A 16,221-nucleotide genomic window follows, 5' to 3' on the forward strand; every position below is an offset into this window, starting at 1 on the left:
GAATGATCGGATGAGCTAATGTCGTTTCGGCTATCCGATCAGTCATTCATTCGCTCATCCGATCATTGAATCACTCTACCACCAGCCGCTGGGTGCGAAAGGTATTGGCCGGCGAAACCAGGCGCATCAGATAAGTGCCCGCCGGCAGCGACGCTGGCAAGTCCAGCGCGGTGCCGCTAGCGTGGCCGCGAGGCAGCGGCAGGCGTGCTACCCGGCGCCCCGTCAGGTCCAGCAATTCCGCGTGGGAAGGCACGGTGCCGGCTGCCGGCCAGCGCAGCGTAACCCGGTTGCGGGCGGGGTTGGGGTACAGTTCGAAACCGGCCAGAGCCCGCGGGCCCTGCGTAGCCAGCGGAGCGCTTTCGAGTAGGACTTCTATTAAGAAGCGGCCCAACGTGCGCAGTTCCGTAGGCGCCTTTAGGCCAGTCAGGGCTGAGTCGCCGACCACGGAGTAGTAGGTGCTGTCGCGCAGCGGGGCCTCGTCCTGCAAGCCCAGGGGGTAGTAGCGCGGGCCGTTGTTGACGGGCACGGTTTGGGCGAGTCCCGCAAAAAAGGCCCGGCCGCGCACCAGCGTGGGGGCGGGCAGCGGGAAGTCGCGCCAGCCGCTGGAGGCGCCGACGGGGATAAGAAGGTCGGCGGAACGGGCCAGCAGGCAGCCTCGCTCGTCGAGCAACACGGCAAACACGGTGTTCCCCTCACTGGTCCGGCCGGGGCCCCGCTCTACGTGTAGCCGTACGCTGCTCACCAGGGCCGGAGCCGTAAGCGGGAAGCGGCATAACAAGGTGCCGGCCGTGCGGTCGAAGCCCGCGCTGCCGGTGGAAAAGGGCGTGGCAAGCGTGGGCGTGCCGGTGGCAAAGGTAAGTGCGCGCGGCGTGACCAGCGTAGAGTCCTGGGCCTGGTTGTTGGCGGCGTTGTCGTCGGCGGGCAGGTCCACTTTTAAATAAGCCCGGCCCAACCGGGTGGGCGCCAAACCCGGCAGGTATACAGTGGTGCTGGCACCCGGCGCCAGCAGCGGCACCGTTACCGTAAGGCTACCCGTGGCGCTGCCGGTAGCCGTGAGCGTAACGGGGAGGTTTTGCAGCGGCAGTGTGCCCACGTTACGCACCAGCGCCTGCACCGGGTAGGGGCTCACGCAGCCTTGCAGCGGCATAGTGCCGGGGCTGAACACCCGTACCACGGCCGCGTCGCGGGCGGGCGTGCTGTAGCCCAGTCGAATAACCGGGCGAAAGTTGCTAGCCTGGTTTAGTTGCGGGGGAGCGGCCGTGGTGCCGGTTTCGGCCCGCAGGCTTTGGGTCCGAAGCGCATTGCACTCGTAGGCCGCCGGCGCGGGGGCGGTGGTATTGGCTACCCATTCGTAGGCCAGGTACAGCCCTTCGCCTGCGGTGTAGCCAAACGGAGTTTGCAGTTGAATGTCGAACCAACCTGCCACAGCCGGCACCGTTAGCGGGCCGTCGTACACCAAGGTGAATGCGGCTGGCAGCTGCAGTAGGTAGGCCCAGTCTGGGGCTAAGCTGTAATCGGGGTCGGTAGTGCGGCGCATCCACACGCGCAGTTGCCCCGTGGCAGCCGTGGGCGCGGGTGCGCGCAGCTGAAAACTCAGCGAAACGAAGCTAGTGCCTGGCGCCACGCCCTGAATATCGGCCGCCGGGTAAATGACCACGGCGCGGTGAAAGTTCTTGGACACGTCGGGGCCCCGGCTGGAGGTGGAGAAGTTGGGCGGCCCTTGGGTCGGTAGCAGCGCGTAGGAGCCTTGGGCCTGAAGAGAGCGGAAGCCAAGTAGCGCCGGCAGCAGGAGGCAGAGGGTAAAGAATCGGATCATAAATGGGGAGAAAGTAACAGGAGAAGACCAGCGCCCGGCTGGGCCTTGTAACCAAGGAAAGCCTACCGCACGAGCGTAACAGTGCTTTTGTGGTGGCGCAACTGGCCCCGGCAGTCGGGGTAATCCAGTTGGTAGTAGTACACGCCGGCGGGCTGGCCGGCGCCGTTCCAGCGGCCGGTGGGGTCGTAGCCGTCGTGCATCAAGCGGCCCCAGGCGTTGAACACGCGTAGGCGCAGGCCCGGTAAGGGGTGGCGTACGGGCTCAAAAGTGTCGTTCAGGCCGTCGTCGTTGGGGGTAAAGATATTGGTGTTGGTCAGGCGCAGTAGCGGAGCGGCTACATCAACAGCCTGGGTTAGCAGGCGGCCATCGGCGAGGGTCAGGCGCACGGTATAGCGGCCGCCGTTGACGTAAGTGTGAACCGGATAAGGGCCGGTAGCATTATTGGCCGCGCCCGACGCCGGGTCATCAAAATCCCAGCGCAACGGCCCGCCCCCCGCGCCGCTGGCCCAAAAGCGTACCGTGTCGCCGGGGCAGGTGTTCTGCTCGTAGCCAAACGCAGGCTGAGCGTACATAAGGCTAGGAATGACGTTGGGAAAGTCAAAAGATATGGAAACCCGTCCGGGCGCATAAGGGTAAGCCCGGCGCCGGAACTGGCAATTAGGACCGTATACGTTTGGCTGAGCTATAAGCGCTGCCTCGTGAATAAACGGGGCTGTGGAATCAGAGTTTGGCTGCCAGTTCTGCCCATCGGCTACCACAATCGTGCCCTGTGGAGTAAGTTGCAGGCCCGTGAAATACACGACGGAGTCGCGTAGATACGGGTCTTGGCCAGCGTGATGGAAGGAGGTAAGGCGCCGCCGCGAAGCGGCAATCAGAGCGGGAGTGGGCAGAGCCAGATTATACTGAAAGATATCGTAACGGCTGTAAAAATCGGTGTTTGGTTTCTCAATGTCGTCCTCCGTTGTGTAAACTATTTGGCTGTTCGGCGAGAAGCAAGAATTTTTCGTTCTTGGATCGTAGAAAGGTACGTCGGGACGGGTGGTAGAAGGAACAAAAAAACCTTTAGGATTCGATAAATGAAGCGTTTGCTCGGAAGAAACATGGCCGGTCGCTGCATCGAACCGATACAGAAACATCCCGTGACGAGCGAGTGGGGGAGTTGTCGAAGTAGGCAAAATTCCGCCGCTCACAAGCCATTTTCCGTCGGGGGAACCGCTGAGGCCACCGGCAGCATACCCGGATTGTACCTGCGCTGACTGAACGGGCTGGGGCTGCGGCCCATTCGGCGTGATTAGGTAGGCCAGAAACGATCGAGTAGTTCGTTCCCGGCAAATCAGCCAGAAGTCCCGACCGTTGGTGTGCCGTACTGCTACCATGGCCGGGTTGTCGGTTTGAGCTAACTTGACGTGCCGTTCGACTACGCCGCCCAAGCCACCATTTAGCTGCATATCCACCATGGCGTAATGGAGCCTCATACCAAAGTACCCTTCAACACCCTGACCAGGTGGGCCAGGGCGGTACACATTGAATATGTAATACTGAAATAGCTTGCCCGGAGCGGGCACGATCAAGGCAGGCCAATTGGAGGAAGTATCAACCGGTGAAGTGGTAGCTCCGATCCAGCCCTGACTCATTGCCCGGTGCAGCCGGTTGTAAACCAAGTGCCCATTGGTATAAAAAAGCAACTGGCCATTTTTATCGGCAATGCTGGCTGGCGGAATACTGTTGATGTTACGGTTACACGTCAGTGTTGTATTAGGCGGTACCGTGTTGAAATCGAAAGAGGCGCCATTGCCAAAGGTCCACACATTGAATTCCTTCTGCGCTATTGCGGGGTGCGCAAGGCAGGCGAACAAGATTAGTAAAACCAGTAGAAAATTTCTCATACGGGTGAAATGAATAGATTCGGTAAGTATCAGGTTAATAGGCTGTATGAAAGAATATTGATATGGTAAATGAATGGGTGAAAAACTTACATATGTGACAAGATGGGTTTATTACATTTTTGTGCTGGTACTTTGCAGGCAGGAGCCGCCCTTGGCGTCTCAAGTTGCAAGCTATGCCTAACCCCATTGCCAAAACCCTGCGCGCCCTCGGCAGCATAGCCCGCAACCCTTGGTTGCTAAACCACGTGCTGGCCGCCGATACCAGCAGTTGGCAGCAGCAAGCGCAGCGCCACACCGCCCGCTGGCAAGTAGGCGAGTACGGCCTGCCCGAAACTCCGCTAACGCACCTGCTGCCGCCCACCGGCGACACCGTGCGGCCCTTTGCCTTTGGCGGCGGCGGCTCCCTGCCCACCGATTTGCTGCTGCTGCGCGCTTTGGCTCGGCAAAAACCCAATTGCCGGTACTTCGAGATAGGCACGTGGCGTGGGGAAAGCGCTGCCGCAGTAGCCGAAGTAGCCACCAGTGTGCACACGCTTAACCTTTCGGCTCAGGAGTTGCGGCAGTTGGGCATGTCTGAGGGGTACATTGATTTGCACGGACATTTCTCGCGGCCTTTGCCCAACGTAACGCACCTGCACGGCAACTCTGCCGCGTTCGACTTCGCCGGCCTCGGCCCTTTCGATGTGGTTTTTATCGACGGGGACCACCGCTACGAAGCTGTGCGCCGCGACACCGAGCGCGTATTTGCCGAGCTGCTGCACCCGCAGTCGGTGGTGGTGTGGCATGATGCCTCGCGGCAGCCGGGAGAGCCGCGCTGGGAGGTGCTGGCCGGCCTGCTCGACGGCTTGCCAAGCACCGCAAAAGGCCATTTGTACGCCGTACGCAATACGTTATGCGCTTTGTATAGCCCGGTTGCGCTTCCTTCAGCGGCGCATCAGCCCAATGCCGCTCCGGAGCCGGCTTTTGCGGTACACGTGCAGCCCTTGCGGTGAGCAGCCCATTAAACTTGGTGCTTAAGCGCTTTCCCGGTTAACGAAATATGCTAAAGGCCGCCTAATTCAGAGGTCCGCTACTTACCCAGGAGTTGCCGCCAGTTTATTGCCTCTCGCCAGCGCGGAACAAACTGTCTCAACCCCAAACCCGAGGCGCGCCGAAACTGCCACAGCAAATACCCCGTGGAGGCGAGGTACGAGAGCGTAGTGGCCAAAGCAGCCCCCGGGGCGCCGTAGCGCGGAATCAACAGTCCGCAGGCTGCCAGCGTAACCGCCAGGCCCACGGTTTGGGCCAGGTTGTTAATGCGGTACCGGGCCAAGCCGGCAAAGTAGCTGCTCACCAGCATGGTTAGGCTGATGGCCAGGGTACCAGGCGCCAACAAAAGAATAATGGGCCGGGCAGCATCAAACTCAGGGCCGAAAATGCCCGCCAATATTTTGGCTGGTAAGGCCACCAGTACCAGAACCGCAGCGCCGGTGGCCAGCAGGGCCAGGCGGGCCGTGCGCGTTGTGGCAAGGGCTTCGGCTTGTTTATCGGTGGCGTGCACTAAGTCCAGGTACTGTACTTGCGCCGCTGAGCGCGGAATCAGCCAAATGGCCTCGGCCAGCGCCGTTCCCACCGATAACACGCCTACGGCTTCGGGCCCAGCCCAGGCTGCCAGAAAGTAGTAGCTGACCCGGTAGTTCAGGAAGGAGAGAATGTTCGAGAAGTGGGCACTGCGGCTGTGCCGGGCCAACTCGCGGGCGGCAGCCCGCCAGCCAAGGCCGCGGGCCAGTCGGTCGGGAGTTTGTAGCAGCAAGGCCGCGCTTACCAGCAGCGGGAAGCCGTAGGCCGGGTAGCACACCCACCAGTACGCGGCCACGGTGCGCTCGTTCAAAACGGTTAGCACCAGCCACAGCCCCCCGGCCAGCAAGCCGGCCTGGGCGATGTTCAGCAGGTTAAACGTTTGTTCTTTGCGCCGCGACAGCAGTAACGCAGTAGTGATAGAAAACCCTGCCTGCAGCCACGCAATGGCCAATAAATGCGCCATATAAGTAGGCGAAGGATGCCGCCATATCCATATCCCGGCCGAGCCCAGCAAGCATACCACGGTAGCCCAAGTCGCTGCCGGTACCAGCAGGTGCCACAAGTTGCGCCGCGCCCCTAGGTAAATCAGGGAAGAGCCGCCCAGCAGCCCAATAAACAGCAGCAGCAAGGCTATGTCGGTCACAAACAAGCTAACCTGCCCGCGCCCGGCGGCACCCAGAAAGCGGGCCGTTATCAGCACCACCACAAAGTTGAGCAAAGCAATGCCCAGGCGGGCGGTAAATGTGTGAACCAGGCGGCGCAGCATAGCTTAATGCAAAGCGGAAACGGAACCGCCGAGTATCCCGGTGTACATAGCCGCAAATTGCCGGCCCACCGCGACAACGCCAAACCGGGCTACGGCCTGTTCCCGCAGCTGTGCGGGCAGGGGGCGCGGCTGGCTCAGCAACTCTTCCAGTGCCTGTTCGAGGGCCGCTTCGTTGCCGGGCGGAACCAGGCGGCCGCGGCCGTCGTGGCCGGGCAGCAGCTCGGGTACGCCGCCCACGCGGGTGGCAACGGCGGGCAGGCCGCTGGCTTGGGCTTCAATGAGCACGCAGGGTAGGTTTTCGTAATTGCTGAAGAGCACGAAAGCATCGGCCTGCTGCATTTCGGCGGCTACGGCAGCGTGGTTGAGCTTGCCCAGAAACTGAATGGTGCCGTTGCTAAGCACGCCCAGCTCCTGCGCCAACTCCCGGAGTCGAGCTTCGTCGGGGCCGTAGCCGGCCACGCGCAGGGTGAGTTGGGGGAAGCGAAGCCGCAGGCGGGCCACCACGCGCAGCAAGCCACTCAGGTTTTTTGCTGCTTCGTTAAAGGCCGCCACGTTCAGTAGTCGGTAGCCTTGCTGCGGAACAGTTGAAGCCGGACGAAACAGCTCCGTATCCACCACGTTGGGAATGATGGCCGTGGTGGGATTGGTGGCGCCTAAGCGGTTCAGGGCCGCCGCTAAGTCGGCGGAAACAGTGTGCAGGGCGTGGGCTTGGCGCACTATGAAAGCCGTCAGCCGGTGCCGTAACCAGCCGATGCGGTGCGCGTTCGGGGGTAGGTATAGCGTCCAGTGTTCGGTAACCACGTACGGAATGCCTTGCAGCAGCTTCAGCAGCCAGGCCGCCACCCCGGTGCGCAACAGCACGTGCACATGCACCAGCTGTGGCCGGCCCCAGCGGCGGCGCAGGCGCGTGTAGCCGTGGGCTACGCAGCCGAAATACAGCAGCAGCTTCAGCAGCTTATCGAGCGGAGCCACTCCGGTGGGGCGGGCGCGGTAGTAGTAGCGCAGCGTGGGTACGGCGGCTTGCCAGTCGGCGTCGTACACGGCCAAGCGCGGCAGCGGGCCGCGCGCTACGGTGGCAAACAGCACCGCCACCTGCGCGTGCGGCGCAATGGCGGCCACATGGCGTTGCACAAAGTCGCCGTCCTGGTCGTCGTAACGATTCGGGTACCACTTGGGCAGCATCAGCACGCGGGGCAGCGTCATAGGGGGCAATACCAGGCGCGGCGAACGGCGCCGCGAAACCGCAAACTACGGCATTCCGGCGCGTACTGGTGCTTTAAACATACATCGGCCCGTCCCTAAGTGGGAGCGGGCCGATGCGTTAACGTAATAATAGCGGGGTTAGCCGATAAGCAGTAAGGTTATTGGCTAACCACAAAGCGCACGGCCTGCGTGGTTTCTTCGGTTTGCACCGTGGCCGTGTACAAGCCGGCTTGCAGCGAAGCGGGCAGCATAATTTGCTGGGCGCCGGCGGTCAGTTTCGCGGCGGCTTTCACCACGGCAACCTCGCGGCCCGTGGCGTCGATGACACGGACGGTGGCGGTGCCGGCGCGGCGCAGCTCAAACGAGAGGGTGGCAGCGCCGGCCGTGGGATTCGGGAACACGCTCAGGCCTTGTACCTGGTCGTTGGCGGGCTTGCTGGTCAGCGTCAGGCCCGGACGGTTGTAGCAGGTAATCTGCGGGTTGAAGTTGGTCCAGCCCGCGGCCCAGTTGGCGGTGCCGGCCGGGCCGAACGCGCCGCGGTACGCTACGTTATCAAAGAACCCGCCGGCCAGTTTGGCATCGGCGAAGGCGGCACCGGTTACCAGCGGCGAGTTGGCCGGTAGGGTAAGGGTCGGGATGTTGTCCTGTTGGAAGCGGAAGTAATTGGCGTCCAGGTTCAGGTCGTTGGTGCTGGCGTAGGTGGTGTTGGCGTTGCTCGTCCAGAAACCCGCCACATCGTACGTGCCGCCTGACTGCTGCGAGTACGGCGTGGTCATGCCGGCCAGTACGTTGTTCTTCAGCACCAGCGTGCCTGCGGTGGCGTTGGCCTGTACGGCCGTACCGTCTAACGTAAGGCCTTGGGGCCAGCCCGACAGCACCGAGTTGAAGATGGAAATCTGGGTGTTGCGGCGCAGGTGCATGGCCCGGGTGAAGTTGGCCGTGGCGCCGATTGGGTTCGGTAGGATAGCCGTTACGTTGGAGAAAACCGGGGCCGTGCGCGGGTTCAGCGTGGAGCCTTGCGCGTCGTTATCCGATTCGAAAGCCGTGGAGCCCGATACGTCGGCGGAGTTGGGGTCGCGGATGATGAGGCCGTACTGAATCTTGCCCTGGAAGCCAAAATCGGTGTCGAAGTCGTCGTCGGTGGCGGCAATGGCCACCAGGTGCTTGGCGTTTACAGTGCCGCCAAACCACTCGAAGGAGTCGTCGCCGCAGTAGGCTACCTGCACGTAATCGATGGTGGTGCCCGCGCCCACGCCGCCCATGGTCAGGCCGTTAATTTCGGAGTTCGGCTGGAAAGCAATGCCCGGAAACTCAATGCGCACGTAGCGTAGGGTTCCGGAATTGTCGTTGGGGTCGGTGCCGCCGTACACAGCCTGCACGCCGCCCTCAATGGTGGGCGTACCGGCTTGGTTAACCGGCGCCCGGCCGCAGAGAATGAGGCCGCCCCAGTCGCCGCGGGCGCGCTGCCCAGCCGGCTCGTTCGAGGTAAACACGATGGGCTGCGTTGCTGTGCCGTTGGCCTCAATGCGGCCGCCCTGCTTCACAATCAGCGTGCCTTTGCTCTGCTTATCGCCCTTAATGATGGTGCCCGGCTGAATGGTAAGCACCGCACCGCTTTCCACGTACACAAAACCGCTGAGCAGGTACACGTTGTTGCTGGTCCAGGTGGTGTTGCTGGTGATGGAACCCGAAACCGTAATGGCCGCCGGAGCAACCGGGCAAGTGGTTTGGGCCAGCGCCGAAGTGGCCGGCGTGGCCACCGCAACAGTGCAGGCAAGCAGGGCAGGAAGTAGAAGCTTTTTCATCGGGTATGAGAATGGAAAAGATGTTCGGATTCGACGCTGCGAAGGTCTGAACGCAAAACGCCTACCCCGGCAGGGTAGGCGTTATGGTTTCGTTAGCGCGGTGTTACCTTATTGTTCACTGCCTAAAAGTTGTAGGTGAGTCCCAGGGTAGAATAGCGGCCGCGCAGGTAGTTGTTGAACGATACGCGCGGCTCTTCGTCGGTAATCTTGCCGTCGCGGTTCAGGTCGTAGTAGTAGCGGAAGCGTTGGTTAAAGGCATCCTGCATGCCGGCCCGCAACTGCAGGTGCTTGCCAAAGCCTTTGGTCAGGGCCAGGTCCACCACGTGGCGCGGCATTTCTATCACCGAGTAATTCTGGGTCTGGTCGCCCACGAAGCTCAGGCGCTGGCCCACCACGTTATACTGAGCCGATACCTGCCATTTTCGGTCGTCATCTTGGTAAAATAGGCCGGTGTTCACCACGTAGGGTGCCTGGCCCTGCAGGGGCCGGTCAAAAAGAGCGAAGCCCATGTTTTCGGCGGTTTCGGCTAAGTTCACGCGGCTCCGGATCAGCGAGGCGTTCAGCACCACGCCCATGCGTTGCAGGAAAGCGTTGCCGCTGATTTCGGCGAAGGTTTTGCGGGCTTCCACTTCCACGCCCAGGTCATAGGCGCGGGCTGCGTTCTGGTAAGTCAGGTAAAGCTGCGACGTGCCTACCGACTGCGTTGTTTGCTCGATGGCGTTGCGGAATTGCTTGTAAAACACGCCTACCGACAGCATTTCCGCCTTGGTGGGGTAGAACTCGTAGCGCAAGTCGGAGTTGTAAATAGTGGCCGTGCGCAGGTCCGGGTTACCGGTAATAACGGCGTTGTTGGCGAAGTCGAAGTAAGTAATAGACCGGGGCGCGATTTCCCGGAACTCCGGCCGGTTCACTGAAATGCTGCCGCCCAGGCGCAGCATGGAGCGCAGGTTAAAATTGTAAGTAGCGTTCAGCGAAGGCAGCGGAATGGTCCGAATTTCCTTGTAGAGGTTGGGCTCGTCGGCGTTGCTCAAGAAGCGGCGGTTGTGCTCCAGGCGCACGCCACCTGAAAAGTTAAGCTTGTCGGAAACGGGCGCCACCATGCCCACGTAGCCGGCCAGCAAGGTGTTTTCGGCGTTGTACGACTCGTTGCCGCGGCCTTCGTCCAGGCGGAAACCGTTTACCGGGTCCAGGTTTTCGGGCGCAAAAATTCGGTCAATGGGCTGCGTGAGAATGGCGTCGCGGTCGGGGCGGGCGTCGAACACTCGTTCGTTGCTCTTCATATAGGAGAAGTACCGCTGGCCGTAGCTGCGTTCTTTGCGCTCGGCGTAAAAACCAGCCCGCAACTTGTACTCGTTGGCTTGGGTGGTGTCGCGGCCCCGCAGGCGCTGCTCCCACTGGCCGCTGCCGGTGTAGGTGTTTTCCTTCAGCTCGGAGAAAAAGCGGCTGGCATCGAAGGGGTTGGCGCCGTTGGGCACCACCACGTAGAACGGCCGCGTGGATTCTTCCGGCCGAATGGAGCGGTAGCGGCTGTAGTCGGGCTCGTCGCGGTACACGTGGTTGTAGCCGCCCATCCAGGTTACGGTGCTGCGGCCGGTAGCGCCCAAATCGTGTGTGCCTTGCAACTGCCCCGAGTAAATGGTGCGGCTCTGGTAGTGCAGGGCATGGTCGTTGCGTTCCTGCTGCTCTATTTTGTCCACCCCCGAGCGGTTAATTACCTCATCGGTACCGTACTGGTTCAAGAAATTGCGCAGCTCGATGCGGTTCCGGTCGTTAAGGCGTACCTGCCAGTTGTGAATAACTCCCAGGCGTACGGCCGTCAGGGAACGGGTGTCGTTGTAGCTGTATTGCAGCGGGTATTTCTTCTCGAGGGAATCGTAGGCTCCGGCGCGCTGGCGCAGCTGCTGGTACTGCTCACGGGTGTTGGAATAAGAAACTGACGTGACGTTGCTGATGTAGGCCGAGCCCACCTCAAACCGGCGGTTCAAACCCAATGACACGCGCAAGTCGGGGTTGGCTTTCGAGATGGTGGGCGTCCACTGGTTGCGCAACGGGCCAGTTGCTTCGCCCACGTTGCCGGGCAGCTGCCGGTCGCCGCTGTCGAAACCCAGCCAGTCGGTTCTGCTGGGGTTGCTTTCCTGGTAGCCACCTTTAAAAGTGGTGCCCGAGCGCGCCCAGCCCGATACCGTCAGGCTGCTGCTGTTGTCCAGCACCGAGTTCTTGGTGTACACCTTCACCACGCCGCCACCAAACTCGCCCGGCAGCTCCGGTGAGCCGGACTTGAAAATCAGCACGCGGTCGATAACCGACGAGGGCAGAATGTCGAACGAGAACGAGCGGGTATCCACCTCTGCCGAGGGCGTGAGGGCATCGTTTAGCATTACCGTATTGTAACGCTCGGCCAAACCGCGAATCACGATAAAGTTGTTGTTCTGGATGGTCACACCCGGAATGCGCTTGACCACTTCGGCTGCGTCGCGGTCCAGGGTTTTCACAATCTGGTCGTTACTCATGCCGCTAACCACCACCTCGCTCTTGCGCAAATCCTGAATCAGGGCCACCTCGGTGCCGGTTTGCTTCTGGCCGGTTACGGTTACCTCCTTCAGTTCGGTGGTGTTTTCCTCCATCGTGCCGTTCAGGGTAGTTTTCTGCCCGGCCGTTACCACCACGCCCGCAAACCGGGCCGGCTTGTAGCTGATGTAGGTCATCAGAATATTATAGGTGCCCGCCGGGAGCTTCAGCTCGTAGCTGCCATCCACTTCTACCGGGGCCGCCTGGGTCGTTCCTTCCACCACCACGGTGGCGCCAATCACGGCTTCACCGGTTTTTTTGTCCAGTACCTTGCCCACAATGGAGCCCTGTTGGCCCCAACACAACGTACTGATTAACAGAGTTACAAGCAGAAGAAAAGAGCGGGTCATACGCGTACTTTGATTGACGCTGCAAAGCTATTTTGGCCCTGTTACGTCAGCATGAAGCCCGGATTATGCTTATGTTATGCGCTGTTCAGCTACCTGAACTTTTGCCCTCACCCCTTACTTTTGCGCCGCCTTTTACGGCCCTGCCCCCTTACCTATGCTCCAGTCCATGACCGGCTACGGTGTCGCCCAGCGCGAAACCGAGTCGTATTCGTTATCAGTGGAAATCCGTTCCCTGAATTCCAAAGGCCTCGACCTTACCCTGCGCCTTCCCCGCACCATGGCCGCGCACGAGCTGGAACTGCGTAACCTCATAGCCCGGCAATTGGTCCGCGGCAAGGTTAATATTAACGTCGACCTCACCCGCGCCTTGGCGCAGCGTGGTGCCCGGGCCGTGCTGAACCGCGAAGCCCTAACCGCCGCCTACCAGGAGCTGCAAGCTGCCGCTACGGAGCTAGGCGCGAATACTGACAATCTGCTGGAGCTGGCCCTGCGCCTGCCCGGTGTGGTGCAGTCGCCCTCCGAAGCCGCCGCGCCCTCCGAAGAAGAGGCCCCGCTTACCTGGGACGAATTATTGCCGCTTGTGCAGGAGGCCCTGGACCGCACCCTCGATTTTCGCCGGACCGAAGGCCAAACCCTGACCACCGAAATTCTGACTTATATCGACCGCATTCGCATTTTGCTGGCCGATGTGGAGCGCCACGACCCCAACCGCTTGGATAACGTGCGCCAACGCCTGCGTGAGCATCTCAGTGAGCTAAGCCAGAGCGAACAATTCAACGCCAACCGTTTTGAGCAAGAACTCTTATATTATATCGAGAAACTTGACATTGCCGAGGAAAAAGTGCGGTTGGTCAGCCATTTGCACTACTTCACCGAAACGGTGCATCTGCCCGAGCCAACTGGCAAGAAATTAGCTTTCATATCACAGGAAATCGGCCGCGAAATCAATACCATCGGGTCGAAAGCCAACGACTCCGTGGTCCAGCATTTGGTTGTGAGCATGAAGGAAGAGCTTGAGAAGATCAAAGAGCAGCTCAACAATATTCTCTAAGCACAAACCGAAGCCGGCTGGGTCTCGTAGGGTTAAAACAGGAGTCGAGAGAATTTAGTAATTGTACATTTTCTGTAAACTTTGGCATAGCTTTATGGCAATGTTTATAATAGAAATTACTTTTTACTCTGAATTCTCACAGCTCAACAAAGCGCTGATACGAAGCTTAGTAAGCTGTTCGGACCATCTCCATTGGGGCGTTCGAACAATTTTTTAAGCAAAGTGTTGGTGTTTCAGAAATTGTCTCTAAATTGTGTTATCCAAACAGAATGCCTCTGCGCATTTGGGTACGATAACAAGATTAAACTTCACCTCTTTCAGTTACGACCATGAAAAACGTTCTACTCGCCCCTGTGTACTGCCTCGTTGCGGTGTTGCTGATGGCAGCTCGGCCTTTCGCCGAAGTGGAGCTGGTCAAAAAGCGTGTGCTTAGCGAACGGGTCGAAATTTTGATTCCGAAGGGCTTTGAGGTAATGAGTGAGCAACAGATGGATTTCCTGTACGCGAAAGCGCAGAGCCGTCCCAGCGTCATCTACACCAATGCGTCGCACGCCAGCCTTTCGTTCACGTACACGGACAATACCGCCGATCAGGACATGGTACCCATGTACGCTCAGAACTTCGTGAAGACGTACAAGAAGCAATACCCCGACGCGACTTTCTTCGCCGATGGTGTGAAAGAGGTGAACGGCCGCAAAGTAGGTTTCATTGAGATGATGAAGCCGGAACTGGGCCACCAGATGTACACCCTGATTTTCTTTACCGACGTAGAAGACCGCCTGCTGATGTGCACCTTCTCGTGCCCCGACCGTCAGAAGCCGGAGTGGGAAACGGTAGCCAAACAAGTAATGGGCTCTTTCCGTACGAACAGCTAAGCGACGAGTCGCCAACTCGTCGTTTTTACCTCATCCCGGAATTTTCTGATCCACCTCAGAAGATTCCGGGATGATTGTTTTACAGCTATTTCATCGGGGCGGTTAACCTCGCTACCAGCTTAGGTCCTTGGATACACGAATGCTGCCTGAGAACCGCCTTCTGCAGGGAAGACTAAAAGATACAGGTACTCTGTTTTGGTGTTACTTGGACGGGGAACTTGCTCCCTGTAGCCTCAGGAAATCGAGCAGCAATTTGTATATGCCTGGAAAACCCGTGAGCGGAAGTGTTTCGCTGCGGTCGAGTACGTCGTGGTAGAAGGTGGGCTGGCCGCGTAGGTAAAGGAAGAACGCGGGCACTCCGGCTTCGGAAAACGGAGCGTGGTCGGAGTTGGCCGAGCGTCCGCGGGCGGCTAATGCGGGTAAGTATCGACCGGTTTCATTAAGCTGTACCAATTGCTGATAAGCCCGCTCGTGAATGCGGCCGTTCACAACCGTAGCGCCATCCTGGCCAGTGCCTTCTAGGTCGAGATTAAGCAGGAAGCGGATTTGTGCAAGGGGAATAAGTGGGTGCTGCACGAAATAGCGCGAGCCAATAAGACCTGCTTCTTCGGCCCCAAAAGCCAGAAAAGCAATAGAGTAGGCAGGACGATTTTCAGGCTTTGCGAAATGTTCGGCCAACTCCAGCAGCATGGCTGTACCGCTGGCATTATCGTTGGCACCTGGGAAATACGCACGCTTGCCCATGCGGCCCAGGTGGTCGTAATGGGCAGTTACTACCAGAAAAGAATCGGGCTGCGCGGTGCCGCGCAGATATCCTATTACATTCTGCGTGGTGTAGTTAGCGGCTAGAACCGCTTCTACGGTAATGGCAATCTGACGCGGCGCGGTTTGGGGCCACCGCTCGGCCAGAACCTGCAATTGTGGCTGCGTGGCCTGGTAGTCGGCAAGGGAGGCGGTCAGCTTGTTAGGCACCAGCGTAATGCGGGCACGTGCCGTGGCTACATGCCGCATAAACACCTCGGGCAGCGTGCGAAGCCGCTCAGCATCCCGCTGCCGCAGTACCAGCACGTGATTTTGCAAGGGCTGTTGCAAAAAACGCCGGCCTGCGGCTTCGTTGCTGAAAATCAGCGTATCGAAGAGCGCAACCGGGCCGCTCACCTTGCCTCCGCCCGACTCCGGCTCGGCAATGAAATCATGCCCGGGGCGCAATTGCTGGCCGTCGAACCGCAGGCTTAGCTTGCCGGGAAAGGTGTTTACGGTGAGCGGGAAAGGCTGCCGGAAATCGGGAGCCAAAGGGATGAGGCCGATTTGGGCGAACCGCTGGGCAAGTAGACGGGCTGCTTTGTTGGCACCGCCCTGCACGTAGCCACGGCCGTGCAAAGCGGGGCTGCTTAGTTGATTGATGGTTCGCCGGACTCGGTCGAGGTCTTGGGCAGACGCTGTTAGCGGCTCGGCTAAAGGCAAGCTGAGCAACAGGCCCAGGGCGGCCAAGCGAAAAGTAGCGGAGCCCGTCATTACCCTCGCTGTATTAGGACCAGTACCGCTGACCAAGCCGCATCAGCCCCAGACCGGCCACAGTACCAAGGGTGTCGCTGATGCCGTCGCCCCAGTCGCCTTGGCGGCCGAGGTCCATTTGGGTTTGCAAGAACTCGATAAGCAAGCCCAAGCCGGTGCAGAACACGAATACCCACAAATAAGCCCGGCGACGCAAACGCGGGAAGCGTTGTTGTCGCCGGGCCGAGAAGATGTAGAGGGCAGCCAGCAGCAGGAACACGCCGGCATGTGCGGCCGTGTCGAAAGCCAGCAGCTCCCAATGGGGCATGGGCGGTATTCCTTCGAGTGGGCTTAAGGTAAGCCACAGCACAACGAGCGTCCAGGCCACGGGCAGAACAACCCATGCCGGCCGATGCGCCGCAACTGACGAAGCCGGGCCCGCCATAGCTGCCCCGAAAATTAAGCGCCTATCAGCTCGCCGTAGGCTTCAGCCGTCAGCAAGTCAGCCAGCTCGGCAGTGTTGCCGATCGACATTTTAATCATCCAACCGTCGCCATAGGGGTCGGAGTTCACGGACTCGGGGGCGTCGGTCAGTTTGGAGTTAACCTCCAGTACCGTGCCCGACAGCGGGCTGAACAGGTCGGATACCGTTTTTACGGCTTCTACGGTGCCAAATACTTCGTCCTTTGCCACCTCCTTGTCGGTCGAGTCGATGTCGACGTACACGATGTCGCCAAGTTCTCTCTGGGCAAAATCGGTGATGCCGACGTAGGCCACGTCGCCTTCAACGCGTACCCATTCGTGTTCTTTCGTGTACTTCAGTTCGCTTGGCAGGTTCATAAAAAGC

General features: G+C 59.7%; 12 protein-coding genes. 3 read left to right on the forward strand and 9 right to left on the reverse strand.

The annotated features are described in order from the left end of the window. Positions 1 to 70 precede the first annotated feature (70 nt). Together ABD903_RS11235 and ABD903_RS11240 are read right to left on the reverse strand one after the other, a co-directional pair. Positions 71 to 1,816 (reverse strand): T9SS type A sorting domain-containing protein, encoded by a 1,746-nt coding sequence (locus tag ABD903_RS11235; RefSeq protein ID WP_345224242.1) that lies wholly within the window; start codon positions 1,814 to 1,816, stop codon positions 71 to 73. A 62-nt stretch (positions 1,817 to 1,878) separates the two neighbouring features. Then, positions 1,879 to 2,388 carry a T9SS type B sorting domain-containing protein gene (locus tag ABD903_RS11240; protein ID WP_345224244.1) on the reverse strand — a complete coding sequence of 170 codons (510 nt, stop codon included), beginning with the start codon at positions 2,386 to 2,388 and terminating at the stop codon, positions 1,879 to 1,881. A gap of 1,487 nt (positions 2,389 to 3,875) precedes the next feature. Between ABD903_RS11240 and ABD903_RS11245 the strand changes: the two genes are divergently transcribed. Then, a complete protein-coding gene (locus tag ABD903_RS11245; protein ID WP_345224246.1) occupies positions 3,876 to 4,694 on the forward strand; it encodes a class I SAM-dependent methyltransferase in 819 nt (272 codons plus the stop codon). Between the two features lie 77 nt (positions 4,695 to 4,771). On the opposite strand, the gene ABD903_RS11250 is transcribed toward ABD903_RS11245, so the two are convergent. The 4 genes from ABD903_RS11250 to ABD903_RS11265 all read right to left on the reverse strand — a co-directional run bounded on the left by ABD903_RS11250 (position 4,772) and on the right by ABD903_RS11265 (position 11,954). Next, positions 4,772 to 6,028: a lipopolysaccharide biosynthesis protein gene (locus ABD903_RS11250; RefSeq protein ID WP_345224247.1), complete on the reverse strand. Its 1,257-nt coding sequence runs from the start codon at positions 6,026 to 6,028 to the stop codon at positions 4,772 to 4,774. Between the two features lie 3 nt (positions 6,029 to 6,031). Next, the gene (locus ABD903_RS11255) at positions 6,032 to 7,231 is read right to left on the reverse strand and encodes a glycosyltransferase (RefSeq protein WP_345224249.1); all 1,200 of its coding nucleotides are present in this window, start codon (positions 7,229 to 7,231) and stop codon (positions 6,032 to 6,034) included. A gap of 158 nt (positions 7,232 to 7,389) precedes the next feature. Continuing rightward, on the reverse strand, positions 7,390 to 9,036 hold the full coding sequence (locus ABD903_RS11260; protein WP_345224251.1) for a T9SS type A sorting domain-containing protein: 1,647 nt from the start codon (positions 9,034 to 9,036) through the stop codon (positions 7,390 to 7,392). Between the two features lie 122 nt (positions 9,037 to 9,158). After that, on the reverse strand, positions 9,159 to 11,954 hold the full coding sequence (locus tag ABD903_RS11265) for a TonB-dependent receptor (protein WP_345224252.1): 2,796 nt from the start codon (positions 11,952 to 11,954) through the stop codon (positions 9,159 to 9,161). 154 nt (positions 11,955 to 12,108) lie between these two features. On the opposite strand from ABD903_RS11265, the gene ABD903_RS11270 reads away from it, so the two are divergent. Together ABD903_RS11270 and ABD903_RS11275 are read left to right on the forward strand one after the other, a co-directional pair. Beyond that, on the forward strand, positions 12,109 to 13,005 hold the full coding sequence (locus ABD903_RS11270) for a YicC/YloC family endoribonuclease (protein ID WP_345224253.1): 897 nt from the start codon (positions 12,109 to 12,111) through the stop codon (positions 13,003 to 13,005). A 329-nt stretch (positions 13,006 to 13,334) separates the two neighbouring features. Continuing rightward, positions 13,335 to 13,880 (forward strand): hypothetical protein, encoded by a 546-nt coding sequence (locus ABD903_RS11275; protein WP_345224254.1) that lies wholly within the window; start codon positions 13,335 to 13,337, stop codon positions 13,878 to 13,880. A gap of 201 nt (positions 13,881 to 14,081) precedes the next feature. Here ABD903_RS11275 and ABD903_RS11280 read toward each other — a convergent pair whose 3' ends face one another. The 3 genes from ABD903_RS11280 to gcvH form a co-directional block, all read right to left on the reverse strand. After that, positions 14,082 to 15,395, reverse strand: coding sequence for a M28 family metallopeptidase (locus ABD903_RS11280; RefSeq protein WP_345224255.1), 1,314 nt, complete (start codon positions 15,393 to 15,395; stop codon positions 14,082 to 14,084). Positions 15,396 to 15,408: 13 nt separating this feature from the next. Then, the gene (locus ABD903_RS11285; RefSeq protein WP_345224256.1) at positions 15,409 to 15,702 is read right to left on the reverse strand and encodes a VanZ family protein; all 294 of its coding nucleotides are present in this window, start codon (positions 15,700 to 15,702) and stop codon (positions 15,409 to 15,411) included. Between the two features lie 131 nt (positions 15,703 to 15,833). Next, the gene (gene gcvH, locus ABD903_RS11290) at positions 15,834 to 16,214 is read right to left on the reverse strand and encodes a glycine cleavage system protein GcvH (protein WP_345224258.1); all 381 of its coding nucleotides are present in this window, start codon (positions 16,212 to 16,214) and stop codon (positions 15,834 to 15,836) included. Positions 16,215 to 16,221 lie beyond the last annotated feature (7 nt).

The organism is Hymenobacter koreensis, from assembly GCF_039541855.1.
GTDB classification, from domain to species: Bacteria; Bacteroidota; Bacteroidia; order Cytophagales; family Hymenobacteraceae; genus Solirubrum; species Solirubrum koreensis.

Bases quoted from the DNA above. Each gene is read 5' to 3' on its own strand.
- ABD903_RS11235 (WP_345224242.1), bottom strand. From the start codon at position 1,816: ATGATCCGATTCTTTACCCTCTGCCTCCTGCTGCCGGCGCTACTTGGC.
- ABD903_RS11240 (WP_345224244.1), bottom strand. From the start codon at position 2,388: ATGTACGCTCAGCCTGCGTTTGGCTACGAGCAGAACACCTGCCCCGGC.
- ABD903_RS11245 (WP_345224246.1), top strand. From the start codon at position 3,876: ATGCCTAACCCCATTGCCAAAACCCTGCGCGCCCTCGGCAGCATAGCC.
- ABD903_RS11250 (WP_345224247.1), bottom strand. From the start codon at position 6,028: ATGCTGCGCCGCCTGGTTCACACATTTACCGCCCGCCTGGGCATTGCT.
- ABD903_RS11255 (WP_345224249.1), bottom strand. From the start codon at position 7,231: ATGACGCTGCCCCGCGTGCTGATGCTGCCCAAGTGGTACCCGAATCGT.
- ABD903_RS11260 (WP_345224251.1), bottom strand. From the start codon at position 9,036: ATGAAAAAGCTTCTACTTCCTGCCCTGCTTGCCTGCACTGTTGCGGTG.
- ABD903_RS11265 (WP_345224252.1), bottom strand. From the start codon at position 11,954: ATGACCCGCTCTTTTCTTCTGCTTGTAACTCTGTTAATCAGTACGTTG.
- ABD903_RS11270 (WP_345224253.1), top strand. From the start codon at position 12,109: ATGCTCCAGTCCATGACCGGCTACGGTGTCGCCCAGCGCGAAACCGAG.
- ABD903_RS11275 (WP_345224254.1), top strand. From the start codon at position 13,335: ATGAAAAACGTTCTACTCGCCCCTGTGTACTGCCTCGTTGCGGTGTTG.
- ABD903_RS11280 (WP_345224255.1), bottom strand. From the start codon at position 15,395: ATGACGGGCTCCGCTACTTTTCGCTTGGCCGCCCTGGGCCTGTTGCTC.
- ABD903_RS11285 (WP_345224256.1), bottom strand. From the start codon at position 15,702: ATGCCCCATTGGGAGCTGCTGGCTTTCGACACGGCCGCACATGCCGGC.
- gcvH (WP_345224258.1), bottom strand. From the start codon at position 16,214: ATGAACCTGCCAAGCGAACTGAAGTACACGAAAGAACACGAATGGGTA.